13 protein-coding genes are annotated in these 15,856 nt (G+C 71.6%); 4 read left to right on the top strand and 9 right to left on the bottom strand.

The window, feature by feature from the left end; genetic code table 11:
• Positions 1 to 36: 36 nt before the first annotated feature.
• From whiA to AB0E98_RS03000, 6 genes are all read right to left on the bottom strand, one after another.
• Positions 37 to 1,044 (bottom strand): DNA-binding protein WhiA, encoded by a 1,008-nt coding sequence (whiA, locus tag AB0E98_RS03025; RefSeq protein ID WP_071964484.1) that lies wholly within the window; start codon positions 1,042 to 1,044, stop codon positions 37 to 39.
• Positions 1,035 to 2,087, bottom strand: a complete 1,053-nt coding sequence (yvcK, locus tag AB0E98_RS03020) for a uridine diphosphate-N-acetylglucosamine-binding protein YvcK (RefSeq protein ID WP_361697883.1) — start codon at positions 2,085 to 2,087, stop codon at positions 1,035 to 1,037. Before yvcK ends, whiA begins: the two co-directional genes overlap by 10 nt.
• Complete coding sequence (gene rapZ, locus AB0E98_RS03015) at positions 2,084 to 3,016, bottom strand: RNase adapter RapZ (RefSeq protein WP_361697881.1); 933 nt, start codon at positions 3,014 to 3,016, stop codon at positions 2,084 to 2,086. The genes yvcK and rapZ overlap by 4 nt, the downstream gene beginning before the upstream one ends.
• A gap of 142 nt (positions 3,017 to 3,158) precedes the next feature.
• Positions 3,159 to 5,144 (bottom strand): excinuclease ABC subunit UvrC, encoded by a 1,986-nt coding sequence (gene uvrC, locus AB0E98_RS03010; protein ID WP_361697879.1) that lies wholly within the window; start codon positions 5,142 to 5,144, stop codon positions 3,159 to 3,161.
• 228 nt (positions 5,145 to 5,372) lie between these two features.
• Positions 5,373 to 6,245 (bottom strand): hypothetical protein, encoded by an 873-nt coding sequence (locus tag AB0E98_RS03005; protein ID WP_361698161.1) that lies wholly within the window; start codon positions 6,243 to 6,245, stop codon positions 5,373 to 5,375.
• A gap of 5 nt (positions 6,246 to 6,250) precedes the next feature.
• A complete protein-coding gene (locus tag AB0E98_RS03000) occupies positions 6,251 to 6,874 on the bottom strand; it encodes a papain-like cysteine protease family protein (RefSeq protein WP_361697877.1) in 624 nt (207 codons plus the stop codon).
• 291 nt (positions 6,875 to 7,165) lie between these two features.
• On the opposite strand from AB0E98_RS03000, the gene AB0E98_RS02995 reads away from it, so the two are divergent.
• Positions 7,166 to 8,110: a hypothetical protein gene (locus AB0E98_RS02995; RefSeq protein ID WP_361697875.1), complete on the top strand. Its 945-nt coding sequence runs from the start codon at positions 7,166 to 7,168 to the stop codon at positions 8,108 to 8,110.
• A 17-nt stretch (positions 8,111 to 8,127) separates the two neighbouring features.
• Here the strand turns inward: AB0E98_RS02995 and AB0E98_RS02990 are convergent, their stop codons facing one another.
• Both AB0E98_RS02990 and uvrA read right to left on the bottom strand, forming a co-directional pair.
• Entirely contained in the window at positions 8,128 to 8,550 is a 423-nt protein-coding gene (locus AB0E98_RS02990) for a Rieske (2Fe-2S) protein (RefSeq protein ID WP_361697873.1), read from the bottom strand.
• Between the two features lie 215 nt (positions 8,551 to 8,765).
• Positions 8,766 to 11,807, bottom strand: coding sequence for an excinuclease ABC subunit UvrA (gene uvrA, locus AB0E98_RS02985; RefSeq protein WP_361697871.1), 3,042 nt, complete (start codon positions 11,805 to 11,807; stop codon positions 8,766 to 8,768).
• Positions 11,808 to 12,018: 211 nt separating this feature from the next.
• Between uvrA and AB0E98_RS02980 the strand changes: the two genes are divergently transcribed.
• The 3 genes from AB0E98_RS02980 (at position 12,019) to AB0E98_RS02970 (ending at position 14,817) form a co-directional block, all read left to right on the top strand.
• Positions 12,019 to 12,705, top strand: coding sequence for a maleylpyruvate isomerase family mycothiol-dependent enzyme (locus AB0E98_RS02980; protein ID WP_361697869.1), 687 nt, complete (start codon positions 12,019 to 12,021; stop codon positions 12,703 to 12,705).
• A 10-nt stretch (positions 12,706 to 12,715) separates the two neighbouring features.
• Positions 12,716 to 13,372: an MBL fold metallo-hydrolase gene (locus tag AB0E98_RS02975; protein WP_311613285.1), complete on the top strand. Its 657-nt coding sequence runs from the start codon at positions 12,716 to 12,718 to the stop codon at positions 13,370 to 13,372.
• 158 nt (positions 13,373 to 13,530) lie between these two features.
• On the top strand, positions 13,531 to 14,817 hold the full coding sequence (locus AB0E98_RS02970) for an MFS transporter (protein WP_361698159.1): 1,287 nt from the start codon (positions 13,531 to 13,533) through the stop codon (positions 14,815 to 14,817).
• Between the two features lie 5 nt (positions 14,818 to 14,822).
• Here AB0E98_RS02970 and AB0E98_RS02965 read toward each other — a convergent pair whose 3' ends face one another.
• A complete protein-coding gene (locus AB0E98_RS02965; protein ID WP_361697866.1) occupies positions 14,823 to 15,839 on the bottom strand; it encodes a TerC family protein in 1,017 nt (338 codons plus the stop codon).
• Positions 15,840 to 15,856 lie beyond the last annotated feature (17 nt).

Here is a 15,856-nt window from a genome sequence, read left to right as displayed (position 1 = left end):
TGAGCGGGGCGGCGTCGAGGTGACGGCGGGGCGGAGTCAGCCGACCATGCCCTCGGCCATCTCCTCGGACAGGTCCGACAGGTCGGAGAGGTTCGACTCGGTGCCGGGGATGCCCAGGTCCTGGGCGCGCTTGTCGGCCATGGCCAGCAGACGGCGGATCCGGCCGGCGACGGCGTCCTTGGTCAGCGGCGGGTCGGCGAGCGCGCCGAGCTCCTCCAGGGAGGCCTGCTTGTGCTCCATCCGCAGCCGGCCGGCGGCCGCGAGGTGCTCGGGGACCTCCTCGCCGAGGATCTCCAGCGCCCGCTGCACCCGGGCGCCCGCGGCGACGGCGGCCCGCGCCGAGCGGCGCAGATTGGCGTCGTCGAAATTGGCCAGCCGGTTGGCGGTGGCCCGCACCTCGCGGCGCATCCGCCGCTCCTCCCAGGCCAGCACGGACTCATGGGCGCCGAGCCGGGTCAGCAGCGCGCCGATCGCATCGCCGTCGCGGACGACGACCCGGTCCACGCCGCGCACCTCGCGGGCCTTGGCCGCGATCTGGAGCCGGCGGGCCGCCCCGACCAGCGCCAGCGCCGCCTCCGGGCCGGGGCAGGTCACCTCCAGGGAGGAGGACCGGCCGGGCTCGGTGAGGGAGCCATGGGCCAGGAAGGCACCGCGCCAGGCGGCCTCGGCGTCACAGGTGGCCCCGGAGACGACCTGCGGGGGCAGCCCGCGGATCGGCCGGCCGCGGCCGTCGACCAGGCCGGTCTGGCGCGCCAGCTGATCACCGCCCGCCACCACCCGCACCACGTACCGGCTGCCCCTGCGGAGCCCGCCCGGGGCCATAACCACCAGGTCGGAGGCGTGCCCGAAGATCTCCAGGATGTCCTTGCGCAGCCGCCTGGCCGCGATCCCGGTGTCCAGCTCCGCCTCGATCACGATGCGCCCGCTGACCAGGTGCAGCCCGCCCGCGAACCGCAGGATCGCCGAGACCTCCGCTTTCCGGCAGCAGGTCCGGGTGACGGGGAGCCGGGAGATTTCGTCCTTCACCGCTGCCGTCATCGCCATGGGCCGATCCTTCCATGCATCCGAAAAATACGGTCGTACGCGGCGGCCAACAGCTCCGGGTCATGTGTCGGGGAGCCGTCGGGCGAGGCGACCGGCGCCAGCTCGACCGTGGCCCCGAGCCGCTTCGCGGCATCGATGAGGCTTTCCCGGTCGGGCACGGCGGCCTCGTCGGCCAGCACCACGTCCAGGGCGAGTTTAGGGGCGTGTCGGGCCAAAACCTCCAAATGACGCTGCGGGGAGAAGCCATCGGTTTCCCCGGGTTGCGGGGCGAGGTTCAGCGAGAGCACCCGGCGGGCCTTGGTCTCCTGGAGCGCCTCCAGCAGCTCGGGCACCAGCAGATGCGGGATGACCGAGGAGAACCAGGAGCCCGGGCCGAGCACCACCCAGTCCGCGTCCAGCACGGCCGCCACGGCCTCGGGCACCGCCGGCGGGTCCTCCGGGACGACGTGCACGGACTGCACCTCGCCCGGGGTGAGCGCCACGGTGGCCTGGCCGCACACGGTGGTGATCTCGTCGGGGGCGGCCGGATCGTGGCCCTTGACCAGCGCCTGGAGCTCCAGCGGGACCGCCGACATCGGCAGCACCCGGCCGTGCGCGCCCAGCAGCTTGCCGACCAGGTCCAGCGCCTGGACATGGTCGCCCAGCTGCTCCCAGAGGGCGACGATCAGCAGATTGCCCACGGCGTGGCCGTGCAGCTCGCCCTGGCTCTCGAAGCGGTGCTTGACCACCCGGGCCCAGGTCTGCCCCCATTCGTCGTCGCCGCAGAGCGCCGCGAGGGCCTTGCGGAGGTCGCCGGGGGGCAGCACGCCCAGCTCGTCGCGGAGCCGGCCGCTGGAGCCGCCGTCGTCGGCGACGGTGACGACGGCGGTCAGGTCGCCGGTGATCCGGCGCAGCGCGGCGAGGGAAGCCGACAGGCCGTGGCCGCCGCCGAGGGCGACGACCTTGGGCTGGGCGCCCCGGTACGCACGGCCCTCGGCCCGGCCGCTCGCGCGGCCGGGCACCAGCTTGCGGACGCGACGCATCCGGAAGGTCCGGCCGGTCACTCGCGCCCCATGTCCCGGTGGACGACGACGGTCTCGACGCCTTCCGAGACGAGTCGGTGGGCGAGCTTCTCCGACATGGCGACGGAGCGGTGCTTGCCGCCGGTGCAGCCGACCGCGATCGTCACATAGCGCTTGCCCTCGCGGCGGTAGCCGGCGGCGATGAGCTGGAGGAGCTCGGTGTAGCGGTCGAGGAACTCCTTGGCGCCCGGCTGGTTGAAGACGTAGCCGGACACCTCCTCGTTGAGGCCGGTGAAGGGGCGCAGCTCGGGCACCCAGTGGGGGTTGGGCAGGAAGCGGCAGTCGACGACGAGGTCGGCGTCGACGGGCAGGCCGTACTTGTAGCCGAAGGACATGACGGTGGCCCGCAGCTCCGGCTCCTCCTCACCGGCGAACTGGGCGTCCAGCTTGGCGCGCAGCTCGTGGACGTTGAGGCTGGAGGTGTCGATGACGAGGTCGGCGTCGCCGCGCAGCTCGCGCAGCAGGTCGCGCTCGGCGGCGATGCCGTCGACGATGCGGCCCGAGCCCTGGAGGGGGTGCGGGCGGCGCACGGACTCGAAGCGGCGCACCAGGGCGTCGTCGGACGCCTCCAGGAAGATCACCCGGCGCTTGACCTTCTTGGCCTCCAGGTCGGCGAGCGACTCGCGGAGGTTGTCGAAGAAGCGCCGGCCGCGGACGTCCACGACGACGGCGATCCGGGCCACATTGCCCTGGGAGCGGGCGCCGAGGTCCACCATGGTGGGGATCAGGGCGGGCGGCAGGTTGTCCACGACGAACCAGCCGAGGTCTTCCAGACACTTGGCGGCGGTGCTGCGGCCCGCCCCCGACATGCCGGAAATGATCACCAGCTCGGGGATGCCCGCCGCTTCGCCGGTCGCCTCCACCGTCGTGCCCGTACTCACCTGTGCTCCGTCCCGCTCGGTCACGTTCATGCTGTCTTCCCCCGTTCTGCCGACGGCGCCACCGGCGTCGTCTTCCCTTCCATAGTGAGGCCTCCCCGGGCGTGCGGCCCGGACGACGGACCGCGCCGGTCCGGGCGCGGTCCGCCGCAGCCGTCCTGTGCGGTCAGGTCCATCATTCCTCCGCGTCGTCCATGATCTCGCCAGTGGCCGTGTTGACGGCCGGGGCGGGCGGGGCCGCCGCGGCCAGCGCCGCGGCGACGGTCTCGGCCGTCTTGCGGCCGATGCCGGGCGTCGCGCAGATCTCCTCGACGGTCGCGGCGCGCAGCCGCTTGACCGAGCCGAAGTGCTTGAGCAGCGCCTGTTTGCGGGTCTCGCCCAGGCCGGGGACCGCGTCGAGAGGTCCGGCCTTCATGCTCCTGGAGCGCTTGCCGCGCTGATAGGCGATCGCGAAGCGGTGGGCCTCGTCCCGGACGCGCTGAAGGAGGTAGAGGCCCTCGCTGGTGCGCGGCAGGACGACCGGGTCGTCCTCGCCGGGCAGCCAGACCTCCTCCAGCCGCTTGGCGAGGCCGCACACGGCCACGTCGGTGACCCCGAGCTCGTCCAGGGCCCGCTGGGCGGCGGCCACCTGCGGCTGCCCGCCGTCGACCACGACGAGCTGGGGCGGGTAGGCGAAGCGCTTGGGCCGGTCGCCGTTCTCGGCGGGGACCTCGCCGCCGGGCTCGTCGCCCGGGGCCTCCTCGGCCCACTCCCCCGTCTTGAGCTTCTCCTGGACGTAGCGGCGGAAGCGGCGGCCCACGACCTCGTGCATCGACCGGACGTCGTCCTGCCCGGCGAAGCTCTTGATCTGGAAGCGGCGGTACTCGCTCTTGCGGGCCAGACCGTCCTCGAAGACGACCATGGACGCCACGACGTCCTGTCCCTGGAGGTGGGAGATGTCGAAGCACTCGATGCGCAGCGGCGCCGAGTCCAGGCCGAGGGCCTCGGCGATCTCCTCCAGGGCCCGGGAGCGGGTGGTGAGGTCGGAGGCGCGCTTGGTCTTGTGCAGCGCGAGCGCCTGCTGGGCGTTGCGCTGGACGGTCGTCATCAGGTCCCTCTTGTCGCCGCGCTGCGGGATGCGCAGGTCCACACGGGAGCCGCGCCGCTCGGCCAGCCACTGGGCGACGGGCTCGGCCGGCTCCGGCAGGGCGGGGACGAGCACCTCCTTGGGGACGGCGTCGCCGCTCTCCTCGCCGTAGAGCTGCTGGAGGGCGTGCTCGACGAGGCCCGCCGTGTCGACCGCCTCGACCTTGTCGGTGACCCAGCCGCGCTGTCCGCGCACCCGGCCGCCGCGCACATGGAAGATCTGCACGGCCGCTTCGAGCTCGTCCTCGGCGACCGCGATCAGATCGGCGTCGGTGGCGTCGGCCAGGACGACGGCGTTCTTCTCCATGGCGCGGCGGAGCGCCTCTATGTCGTCCCGCAGCCGGGCCGCCTTCTCGTACTCCATCTCCTCGGCCGCATCATGCATCCGCTGTTCCAAACGGCGGATGTACGCGCCGGTACGTCCGGCCATGAAGTCGCAGAATTCCTCGGCGAGTTCGCGGTGCTCCTCGGGGGTGACGCGGCCGACGCAGGGGGCGGAGCACTTGCCGATGTAGCCGAGGAGGCAGGGGCGGCCGATCTGGTGGGAGCGCTTGAACACCCCGGCGGAGCACGTCCGCACGGGGAAGACCCGCAGCATCAGGTCGACGGTCTCCCGGATGGCCCAGGCGTGGGCGTACGGGCCGAAGTAGCGCACGCCCTTCTTCTTGGGGCCTCGCATGACCTGGACGCGGGGGAACTCCTCGTTGAGCGTGACCGCGAGGGAGGGGTAACTCTTGTCGTCCCGGTACTTCACATTGAAGCGGGGGTCGTACTCCTTGATCCAGGAGTACTCCAGCTGGAGCGCCTCGACCTCGGTGGAGACCAGGGTCCACTCCACGGACGCGGCCGTGGTGACCATGGTGCGGGTGCGCGGGTGGAGGCCGGCGAGGTCCTGGAAGTACGACGAGAGCCGCTGGCGGAGGCTCTTCGCCTTCCCGACGTAGATCACCCGACCGTGCTCGTCGCGGAACTTGTACACCCCCGGCGAGTCGGGGATCTGTCCCGGCTTGGGTCGGTAGCTGCTGGGGTCGGCCATGTCACACACCCTACTTGCGGGCACTGACAACTCCACCGTCCGGCCGCCGGTCCGCCGACGGGGGCGGCCGCCCCCGTTCCGGCCCACTCCCGGCCCCCGTCTCCGTCCCTTTCCCGGGCCCTTCCCGGGCCCTTTCCCCGGCCCGTGAACGGGCACGACTCCGGCCCCGGCGGTGGTGGCCGCCGGGGCCGGAGCGGAAGCGGGGGACGGTCCCCCGTGGGGGTGCCGTCAGCGGCGCCGCAGCCTGTGCCTGCGCACCGCCACGGCCCCCAGCCCGAGGGCCAGGGCCGCCGCCCCGCCGGCCATCGCGGCGGGGGCCGCGATCGGGGAGCCGCCGTCACCTTCCGGTGCCGCGGTCACCGACCGGTCCGCATCGGCCCCCGGTGCGACGGACGTCCCGTCGCCGTTCACGGCGCCTTTCGCGTCGTAGCCGCCGGCCACGCCCTTCTTGTCGTAGGCCGAGCCCGGCAGCCTGGCGCCGTAGGCCTTGCGCACCCGGTCCCGGTAGGCGTCGACCGTGGTGCCCTTTTCGCCGACCGCCCGCACGGCGTCCTCGTCGAGGGGCAGGACGCGGTCGCCGCGCTGGACGTACCAGGCGTTGATCTGCGGCTCGCGGAAGACCGTGCCGCCGCTGAGCCTGCGGGCGCCGGCGGCCGCGTAGCGGGTCTCGTCGTCACCGGTGGCGATGTTGACGACGCTCCAGGTGTTCCCGGTGCGCGCGGTCCACACCGACGCCTTCTGCCCGTCGGCCGAGACGGCGGTGCTGGCGAGGAAGTCCAGCCGGGCGATCGGGGCGCCCTCCTTGCCCGCCACGAAGTCCCGGTCGAGCGTGTAGACGGGGACCGTCGCGCCGTCGATCCTGGGTCGCGCGTCGGTCTTCGCGAGCGCGCCGTCCCGGGCGAAGAAGCGGGAGAGCGTGGCCAGGGTGCCGGGCGCGGCGGCCGCGTCGTGGGCCTCGGCGACCCCTGCTGCCGGCGGCGGCGCGGGGACGGCCGGGGGCGGGGCGGCGTGGGCGAGCGGTGCGAGGCCCAGCAGCGCGGCGGTCAGGGCGCCGGCTGCGGCAGCGCGGGCGGCGTTCCTCGGTATGTGCCGGTCGGTCATGGCCCTCACGCCCCGATCCCGTAGAGCGAATGGGTCCAGGAGAACTGGTTGTTGTTCACGTACCAGTTGTGCGACGCCCAGTTGTAGCGGTTGCTGGAGGGCCAGGGGTCGCCCCAGTAGACCATGCTGTTCGCGTCGTCGTACCCGTAGAGGACGTGCATATGGCCGCCGCCGGACTGCCACTGGATGCGGGTCTCGACCGGGCGGCCCGCGTCGATCTCGGACTTGACGGTCGAGTAGCGCAGCCAGCCGTTGACGTACCGGCCCTCATTGATGCCGGCCCAGTCGAGGGCGGTCTGCACATTGCCCAGCGTGGCCTGGTTGTTGGGGCATGTGCTGCCCTGGGAACGGTTGAAGGCGGCGTTGCAGAACTGGTTCTGGCTGTAATTGCGGCCGAACCAGGTGGCGATGGTGTTGCCGGAGGCGGCCCAGCACCAGTTCGTATTCTGCTGCGCCTGCATGCCGATGTTCAGTCTGTTCGTCGCTCGCAGCGCGGGCTGTTCGCCGGTCGCCGCGCTCGCCGTGGTGGGGACGGCGAACAGGGCGGCGGCGACAAAGGCCGTCAGGGACAGCCGTCTGCCGCGTATGCGGGCTTTTTCTTTGGTTGCCGATGCCGAAGCACGGGACATTTCGCGTTCCTCCCGTGGGTGGGGGGTGGTGATGGAGGAGCGCGTCCGGACGCGTGTGAGGAGCATCGGATGTTGTCGGGGGCTGGTCAACCGGCTTCAATACGGCCAGGAGCCCGAGTGTGAACGAATCCCGCCGAATGTGAACGGCTCATGGCCGTCCAAGAGGAAAACGACACGCCGAGACATGGCCAATACACCTGTCGATCGTGAATATTCACAGGCGCACAGGGGCTTCACGGGGACTGCACGGGGGCTTCACAGCGGGAGAGCACGGACAGAGGAGCGAGCGGAATGGCGCGCACCAGCACAGGCGTTGCCGAGGCCGAACTGGCCCGGGCACTGCGATCGGGCCCCTTCCACCTGGCGCTGCGCACGGCGCTGTCGGCGCGCGGGCTGGCACTGCACCGGGTGCAGCACCGGCTGGCGCAGCGCGGGGTGAAGGTCGGGGTGACGAGCCTGAGTTACTGGCAGCAGGGCGTCCGCAAGCCCCGGCGGCCCGAGTCCCTGCGGGCCGTACGGATGCTGGAGGACGTGCTCGACCTGCCGGCCCAGGCCCTGACCCGGTTACTCTCCGACCCGGCCCCTGCCGGAACGGCCCCGGACCGGCCGGCCGCGCGTTCGTACCGCTCGCTGGTGGAGGAGTCCCGGGCCCTGGAGCGGCTGCTGGCGGAGCTGGAGTCCCCGGAGGACGGCGGCCTCCACACCGTCTGCCACCTGGAGCGGGTGTCCATCGGCGCGGGACGCGAGATGCGCGCCCGCGACTCGCACCACGTGGTGCGGGCGCACCGGGACGGCGTGGACCGCTATGTGGCCATCCACCACGGCGACGAGGGCTGCGACCCCGGCCGGATGACCGTACGGGCCGGTGAGAACTGCCGGGTGGGCCGGGTCCGGTGGCACGCGGCGGCAGGCGTCCTCGTCGCCGAGCTGCTCTTCGACGCGCGGCTGCGCGCCGGGGAGACGCATGTGTTCGGCTACGGCTTCGACGACGGCACGGGCGGCGCGAGCGGCGAGTACGTCCGAGGGTTCAGCTTCGCGGGCGGGCAGTACGTGCTGCGGGTCCGCTTCGACGAGGCCGCGCTGCCGGTACGGTGCCGCCGCTTCAGCCAGAGCGCGGCGGGGGCGCCGCGCAGCGGCCAGCAGGAGCTGACGCTGGCGGGACGGCACCAGGAGGTGCACCTGGTGGAGCAGGGAGTCCGGCCGGGGATCGTGGGGATCGCCTGGGACTGGTCGTAGCCGCCGGGGGCCGTGGCTCAGGCGGAGGGGCCGGCGATCAGCTTGCCGCCGTCGGCCTTGACGGGAACGGCGGGCAGGGGCGCGCCCGCCGGGCCCTGGAGGACCTTGCCGGTGGCGGCGTCGAACGTGCTGCCGTGGCAGGGACAGCTGATCTTCCCGTTCTCGACCTTGGTGACGACGCAGCCCGCGTGGGTGCACACGGCGCTGAACGCCTTGTACTCCCCCTCGGCGGACCGCGAGACGACGAGCTTCTGCTCGCGGTAGAGACGCGCGCCGCCGACGGGGATCTCCCCGGCCGCCCCCAGGTCCACGGGCGCGGTGGGGGTGGCGGGCCCCTTGGCGCCCGTCCCCCCGGCGCAGGCGGCGGCGCCGACCCCGGCGACACCCGCCAGAGCGGCTCCGCGCAGCACGGTGCGGCGGGAAGCGGAGGGGGATGTCATGGGGAGCTCCAGCGGTGGTGCGGGGGTTGGCGACGTAGCGACAATACCGGCGGTGGGGCGGGGTGCCCCGACCCCACCCCGGGGTCCGGGGCGGAGCCCCGGGAAACGGTGAAATGGGGGCACCTCCCAGCGGTAGCTGGGGGAGGGACCGGGGCTCCCTCCCGCCGCAGCGGCGGCCGAGGCACCGCCGGGGAGCCCGGCGGTGCCGAACCGCCTCAGCCCTTGCGGGCCGCGGCGCCCCGCGCCGTCTTCTTCGCGGCGGCGGTCTTCTTCGTGGCGGCGCCGGTCTTCGCCGAGACCGTCTTCTTCGCCGTCCCGGCCTTCGCCGCCACCGTCTTCTTCGCCGCGGAGGCGGCCTTCTTCGCCGGCGCCCGCTTCGCCGCCTTGCGCGCCACCGGCACCGCCGCGTCGCTGACGCGATCGCCCAGCATGTCGCGCAGGAACTTGCCCGTGTGGCTGGTCGGTACCGCCGCCACCTCCTCGGGCGTGCCCTCCGCGACGACGAGGCCACCGCCGGAGCCGCCCTCGGGGCCCATGTCGACGACCCAGTCGGCGGTCTTGATCACGTCGAGGTTGTGCTCGATGACGATGACCGTGTTGCCCTTGTCGACCAGCCCGGACAGCACGCTGATCAGCTTGCTGATGTCCTCGAAGTGCAGACCGGTCGTCGGCTCGTCCAGGACGTACACCGTCCGCCCGGTCGACCGCTTCTGGAGCTCGCTGGCGAGCTTGACGCGCTGGGCCTCGCCGCCGGAGAGGGTCGGCGCCGACTGCCCCAGGCGGACGTAGCCGAGGCCCACCTCGTGGAGCGTGCGCAGGTGGCGCGCGATCGTCGGCACGGCCTCGAAGAACTCGAGGGCCTCCTCGATCGGCATGTCCAGCACCTCGGCGATGGACTTGCCCTTGTAGTGGACCTCCAGGGTCTCCCGGTTGTAGCGCGCGCCGTGGCAGACCTCGCACGGCACGTACACGTCCGGCAGGAAGTTCATCTCGATCTTGATGGTGCCGTCGCCCGCGCAGTTCTCGCAGCGACCGCCCTTGACGTTGAAGGAGAAGCGCCCGGGCAGGTATCCGCGGACCTTGGCCTCCATCGTCTCCGCGAAGAGCTTGCGGACGTGGTCGAAGACGCCGGTGTACGTGGCGGGGTTCGAGCGCGGCGTACGGCCGATGGGCGACTGGTCGACGTGGACGACCTTGTCGACGAGGTCGTCGCCCTCCACGCGCGTGTGCCGGCCGGGGACGGCCCGGGCGGCGTTCAGCTCGCGTGCCAGGTGGGTGTAGAGGATGTCGTTGACCAGCGTCGACTTGCCGGAACCGGAGACACCGGTGACGGCCGTGAGCACGCCCAGGGGGAACGACACGTCGATGTCGCGCAGGTTGTTCTCCCGGGCACCGCGCACGGTGAGCCTGCGTGTGGGGTCCACGGGGCGGCGGAGGTCCGGGATGGCGATGGACCTCTTGCCGGACAGGTACTGACCGGTCATGGACGTCTCGGTCGCCAGCAGTTCCTTGAGGGGTCCGCTGTGCACGACCTTGCCGCCGTGCTCGCCGGCGCCGGGACCGATGTCGACGACCCAGTCGGCGACCTTGATGGTGTCCTCGTCGTGCTCGACGACGATCAGGGTGTTGCCCATGTCGCGCAGGCGGACGAGGGTCTCGATCAGACGGTGGTTGTCGCGCTGGTGGAGGCCGATGGAGGGCTCGTCCAGGACATAGAGCACACCGACGAGGCCGGAGCCGATCTGGGTGGCCAGCCGGATGCGCTGGGCCTCGCCGCCGGAGAGCGTTCCGGCGGCGCGGTTGAGCGAGAGGTAGTCCAGGCCGACGTCGACGAGGAACTTCAGGCGCTCGTTGACCTCCTTGAGCACCCGCTCGGCGATCTTCTTCTCACGGCCGGTGAGCTTCATGTCGCGCAGGAAGTCCGCGCACTCGCTGATCGACATCGCGGAGACCTCCGCGATGGACCGGCCCTGCACCGTGACCGCGAGGACGATGGGCTTGAGCCGCGTGCCCTCACAGGTGGGGCAGGGCACCTCGCGCATATAGCCCTCGAAGCGCTCACGGCTGGTGTCGCTCTCCGCCTCCGAGTGGCGCCGCTTGACGAACGGCACCGCGCCCTCGAAGGCGGTGGTGTAGGCGCGCTCACGGCCGTAGCGGTTGCGGTAGCGCACCTCGATCTGGGTCTTGTGGCCGTGGAGCAGGGCCTTCCTGGCCCGCTGGGGCAGCCCGGCCCAGGGGATGTCGGTGCGGAAGCCGAGCGCGTCGGCGAGCGCGCCGACCAGACGGCCGAAGTACTCCTTGGTGTGGCCGTGCGACCAGGGGTTGATGGCGCCCTCGTCGAGGGACTTGTCCTCGTCGGGGACGATCAGCTCGGGGTCGACCTCCATGCGCGTACCGATGCCGGTGCAGTCGGGGCAGGCGCCGAAGGGCGAGTTGAAGGAGAAGGAGCGCGGCTCCAGCTCCTCGAAGGACAGATCGTCGTACGGGCAGTAGAGGTGCTCGGAGAACATCCGCTCACGCTCGGGGTCGTCCTCGGCGAGGTCGACGAAGTCGAGGACGACCATGCCGCCGGAGAGGCCCAGCGCGGTCTCGACGGAGTCGGTCAGCCGGCGCTTGGCGCTGTCCTTGACGGTGAGGCGGTCGACGACCACCTCGATGGTGTGCTTCTCCTGCTTCTTCAGCTTCGGCGGTTCGGTCAGCTGGATCGTCTGACCGTCGACCCGGGCCCTGCTGTAGCCCTTGGTCTGGAGGTCGGAGAAGAGATCGACGAACTCGCCCTTGCGCTCGCGCACCAGCGGCGAGAGCACCTGGAAGCGGCTGCCCTCGGGCAGCTCCAGCACCCGGTCCACGATCGCCTGGGGCGACTGGCGGGAGATGGGGCGCGCGCACTCGGGGCAGTGGGGCCTGCCGATCCGGGCGAACAGCAGCCGGAGGTAGTCGTAGACCTCGGTGATGGTGCCGACCGTCGAGCGCGGGTTGCGCGAGGTCGACTTCTGATCGATGGAGACCGCCGGGGACAGGCCCTCGATGAAGTCCACATCGGGCTTGTCCATCTGCCCGAGGAACTGCCGGGCGTAGGAGGAGAGCGACTCCACGTAGCGGCGCTGGCCCTCGGCGAAGATCGTGTCGAACGCGAGGGAGGACTTGCCCGACCCCGAGAGTCCGGTGAAGACGATCAGGGAGTCGCGCGGGAGGTCGAGCGAGACGTTCTTGAGGTTGTGCTCACGAGCGCCACGGACGATGAGACGGTCTGCCACGCCAGTCGGCACCTTTCTTGAGAGTCGGCTCTGGAGAGCTGAAGGGGGCTGGGCCTCGCCCCCGATCCAGAGTACGGGGGAGGTCTGACAACCAAGGGGCCGAACGAAAGTCGTCAGCGATGCCACCCACGAGCCTATAGCACGCACATTCGATTTACGGGCCGGATCGACCTCCTTCACCCGAAGGAGTGGCGAGGCTATCGTCGGCGCCATGACTGATCATGTGCACGACTTGAACGCTGTACGTGAGGCGACCGACCGGCTGCTCACCGCCGCCGGCACCCTGGACAACGCGGCCGCGGCCCGGGCGTCACGGCTGCCCGGCTGGACCCGGGGCCACGTCCTGACCCACCTCGCGCGCAACGCGGACGCCCTGGTGAACGTGCTGGAGGGCCGTCCCATGTACGCGAGCACCGAGGTCCGCGACGCCGACATCGAGAGCGGCGCGCCCCGCCCGCTGGCCACCCAGCTCGACGACCTGCGCACCGCGGCCGCCCACTTCCTGGACGCGACCACCGCCCCCGCCGACTGGAACCGCACCGTCACCCTCCGCAACGGCGTGACCGACACCGCGGCCAACGTCCCCTTCCGCCGGCTGATCGAGGTCGAGCTCCACCACGTCGACCTCGGCATCGGCTACGACCTGGAGGACCTGCCCGCCGGCTTCACCGCCCGCGAGATCGACTTCCTGGCGAAGCGCTTCTCCGGCCACCCCGACATCCCGGCCCTCCGGCTGGTCTCGGCCGACGGCGGCACCTGGACCTCCGGCCGCGCGGAGGGCGAGCCGCTCACCGTGACCGGCACGGCCCCGGCGCTGCTGGGCTGGCTGGCGGGTCGCAGGGACGGCGCGGAACTCGAAACAGGTGGCGCTCCGCGGCCCGTTCTGCCTCCCCTATAGGCTGTCGACCATGATGTACAGCGGAGCGGTAGAGGTCGGCGGACCTGCTGACGTACACGAGTTGGCCGATCTGATGATCTCCAAGGTCGCGGTCGGCCCGATGAACAACAACGCTTATCTGCTGCGTTGCCGCGCGACGGACGAGCAGTTGCTGATCGACGCCGCGGCCGAGCCGCACACCCTGCTCACCCTGATCGGCGACGGCGGCATCGCCTCGGTGGTGACCACCCATCAGCACGGCGACCACTGGGGCGCGCTGCGCGAGGTCGTGGACGCCACCGGCGCCCGCACCTACGCCGGCCGCGAGGACGCCGAGGGCATCCCGGTGCCGACGGACGTGCTCGTCGACGACGGCGACGTCATCCGCGTCGGCCGGGTGGAGCTGACGGCCCGCCACCTGGTCGGCCACACCCCGGGCAGCATCGCGCTGGTCTACGACGACCCGCACGGCCACGCCCACGTGTTCACCGGCGACTGCCTCTTCCCCGGCGGCGTGGGCAACACCCACGACGACCCCAAGGCCTTCGCCAGCCTCATCCACGACGTCGAGACCAAGATCTTCGGCGAACTCGCGGACGAGACCTGGGTCTACCCGGGCCACGGCAATGACACCACCCTCGGCGCCGAGCGCCCGCACCTCGCGGAGTGGCGCGAGCGCGGCTGGTGAGGCCCGGCGGGTCGGCCCGCCACCGTCGGTAGCGCGCCGTCCGCACACCGGGCGGACGGCGCTCTTCCGGCGCGCCCCCGGCAACGCCCCCGTACGCCCCGTTTCCCCCGCCCCAGGGGGAAGTTGGGCAGTACATGAATCGCGACCGACCTCCGGCCATGCTCCGCCTCGCGGCGGCGTCCATGGTCGGAACCGCCATCGAGTTCTACGACTTCTTCGCCTATGGCACCGCGGCCGCCCTCGTTCTGGGCCCGCTGTTCTTCCCCACCGTCTCCCCCCTCGTCGGCACCCTCGCCGCGTTCGGCACCTTCGGCATCGGCTTCATCGCCCGCCCGCTGGGTTCGGTGCTCTTCGGGCACATCGGCGACCGGCTGGGCCGCCGCCCCGTACTCGTCTTCTCGCTACTGCTGACGGGCATCGCCACCGTCGCCGTCGGCTTCGTCCCCACCTATCAGCGGATCGGCGTCGCCGCCCCGCTGCTGCTGCTCGTACTGCGCTTCCTCCAGGGCCTGGGAGTCGGCGGCGAATGGGGCGGCGCCGTACTGCTCACCACCGAACACGCCCCCGCTCATCGCCGGGCGCTGTGGTCGAGCTTCCCCCAGACCGGTCCGTCCGTGGGATTCCTGCTGGCCAACGGCATTACCCTGACCCTTTCGGCGACCCTCCCCGACGACCTGTTCCTGTCCTGGGGCTGGCGCGTGCCGTTCTGGGCGGCGGGCGTCCTGGCCGCGGCCGGCCTGCTGCTGCGCACCCAGCTGGCCGAGACCCCGGACTTCCAGGCGCTCACCGAGAACGAGAACCGCGCGACCCTCCCCTTTACCGAGGTCGTCCGCGGCCACTGGCGGCTCGTCCTGCTCACCGCCGGCGGACTCTCCATCGGCTATTCCGTCTTCTACACGGTCACCACCTGGTCCCTGGCCTACGGCACCGAACACCTCGGCGTCGACCGCACGCTCATGCTCGGCTGCGTCATGGTGTCGGTCGCCGTCTCCGGCGCGGCCACCCCCGTCGTCGCTCTCCTCGGCGACCGCTTCGGCCGCCGCACCCTGTGCCTGACCGGCTGCACCGCCGTGGCCCTGTGGATGTTCCCCCTCATGGGCCTGCTGCGCACCGGGCGCCCCCTGCTGATGCTGCTGGGCTTCGTCGTCGCGATGCTGGCCTTCATCACCGCCTTCGGGGTGGTCGGCGCGTATGTACCCGAGCTCTACGAGGCCAGGGTGCGCTGCACCGGCGCCTCCGTCGGCTACAACCTCGCCGGAGTGCTCGGCGGAGCCGTCACCCCGCTGGTGGCCACGGCCACGGCCGGGTCGGGCGGGCCGCCCTGGGGCGTCGCCGCCTATCTCACCGGCATCGCCCTGCTGAGCCTGGGCTGCTTCCTGCTGCTGCCCGAGACCCACCCCGCCACGATCGCCTCACGCCCGGCCACCGATCCCGCCCCCGCCTGAGTCCGTCAGACGCGGGCGCTCCGACCGTCCTGCTCCCGCTCCCCCTCCGGGGAGCGGGCCGCCGGCGCCTCGGCCCGCGCCTGCCCGGCCGAGGCTCGCAGGCTGGTGATCGTGGTGACGATCAGCACCGCGCAGATGACGCCGAGCGAGACCGGGATGCTGATCTCGGGGACCGCGACGCCGCTCTCGTGGAGAGCGTGCAGGACCAGCTTGACGCCGATGAAGCCGAGGATGACCGACAGGCCGTAGGAGAGGTGGACCAGCTTCCTCAGCAGCCCGCCTATCAGGAAGTACAGCTGTCGTAGACCCATGAGCGCGAAGGCGTTGGCGGTGAAGACGATGTACGGGTCCTGGGTGAGGCCGAAGATCGCCGGTATGGAGTCGAGAGCGAAGAGCACATCCGTCGTACCGATCGCCAGCATGACGATCAGCATCGGGGTCATCAGCCGCTTGCCGTTCTCCACGATGAACAGCTTGGTGCCGTGGTAGCGGTCGGTGGAGGGGAAGCGACGCTCGACCAGCTTCAGGAAGCGGTTCTCCTCGAACTCTTCCTCCTCCTCGTCGGACCGCGCCTCCTGGATCAGCTTCCAGGCCGTCCAGATCAGGAAGGCGCCGAAGAGATAGAAGATCCAGGAGAAGTTGGCAATGATCGCGGCGCCGGCGCCGATGAAGACGGCCCGCAGCACCAGGGCGATGAGCACGCCGACCATGAGCACGCGCTGCTGGTAGATCGACGGCACCGAGAACTTCGCCATGATCAGGACGAAGACGAAGAGATTGTCGACGCTCAGCGACTTCTCGGTGATGAAGCCCGCGAAGAACTCACCGGCGGGCTGACCGCCCCCGAAGGCGAGGAGCCCCAGCCCGAAGAGCCCGGCCAGGGCCACCCAGACCGCCGTCCAGACCCCGGCCTCCTTGAGGGAGACCTCATGAGGCTTGCGGCCTCCGATGAAGAAGTCGGCGGCGACGAGGGCGCACAGACCGAGGATGGTCAGCACCCACAGGGTCAAGGAGACGTCCACTGTTCCTCCGGCACGTC

The organism is Streptomyces sp. NPDC037389 (assembly GCF_040636475.1).
Lineage (GTDB): Bacteria > Actinomycetota > Actinomycetes > Streptomycetales > Streptomycetaceae > Streptomyces > Streptomyces hesseae.
This window is presented reverse-complemented; position numbering and strand designations above follow the sequence as displayed.

Bases quoted from the DNA above. Each gene is read 5' to 3' on its own strand.
- uvrC (WP_361697879.1), bottom strand. From the start codon at position 5,144: ATGGCCGACCCCAGCAGCTACCGACCCAAGCCGGGACAGATCCCCGAC.
- AB0E98_RS02980 (WP_361697869.1), top strand. From the start codon at position 12,019: ATGACTGATCATGTGCACGACTTGAACGCTGTACGTGAGGCGACCGAC.
- whiA (WP_071964484.1), bottom strand. From the start codon at position 1,044: ATGGCGATGACGGCAGCGGTGAAGGACGAAATCTCCCGGCTCCCCGTC.
- AB0E98_RS02970 (WP_361698159.1), top strand. From the start codon at position 13,531: ATGCTCCGCCTCGCGGCGGCGTCCATGGTCGGAACCGCCATCGAGTTC.
- rapZ (WP_361697881.1), bottom strand. From the start codon at position 3,016: ATGAACGTGACCGAGCGGGACGGAGCACAGGTGAGTACGGGCACGACG.
- AB0E98_RS03005 (WP_361698161.1), bottom strand. From the start codon at position 6,245: ATGACCGACCGGCACATACCGAGGAACGCCGCCCGCGCTGCCGCAGCC.
- AB0E98_RS02995 (WP_361697875.1), top strand. From the start codon at position 7,166: ATGGCGCGCACCAGCACAGGCGTTGCCGAGGCCGAACTGGCCCGGGCA.
- AB0E98_RS02975 (WP_311613285.1), top strand. From the start codon at position 12,716: ATGATGTACAGCGGAGCGGTAGAGGTCGGCGGACCTGCTGACGTACAC.
- AB0E98_RS02990 (WP_361697873.1), bottom strand. From the start codon at position 8,550: ATGACATCCCCCTCCGCTTCCCGCCGCACCGTGCTGCGCGGAGCCGCT.
- AB0E98_RS03000 (WP_361697877.1), bottom strand. From the start codon at position 6,874: ATGTCCCGTGCTTCGGCATCGGCAACCAAAGAAAAAGCCCGCATACGC.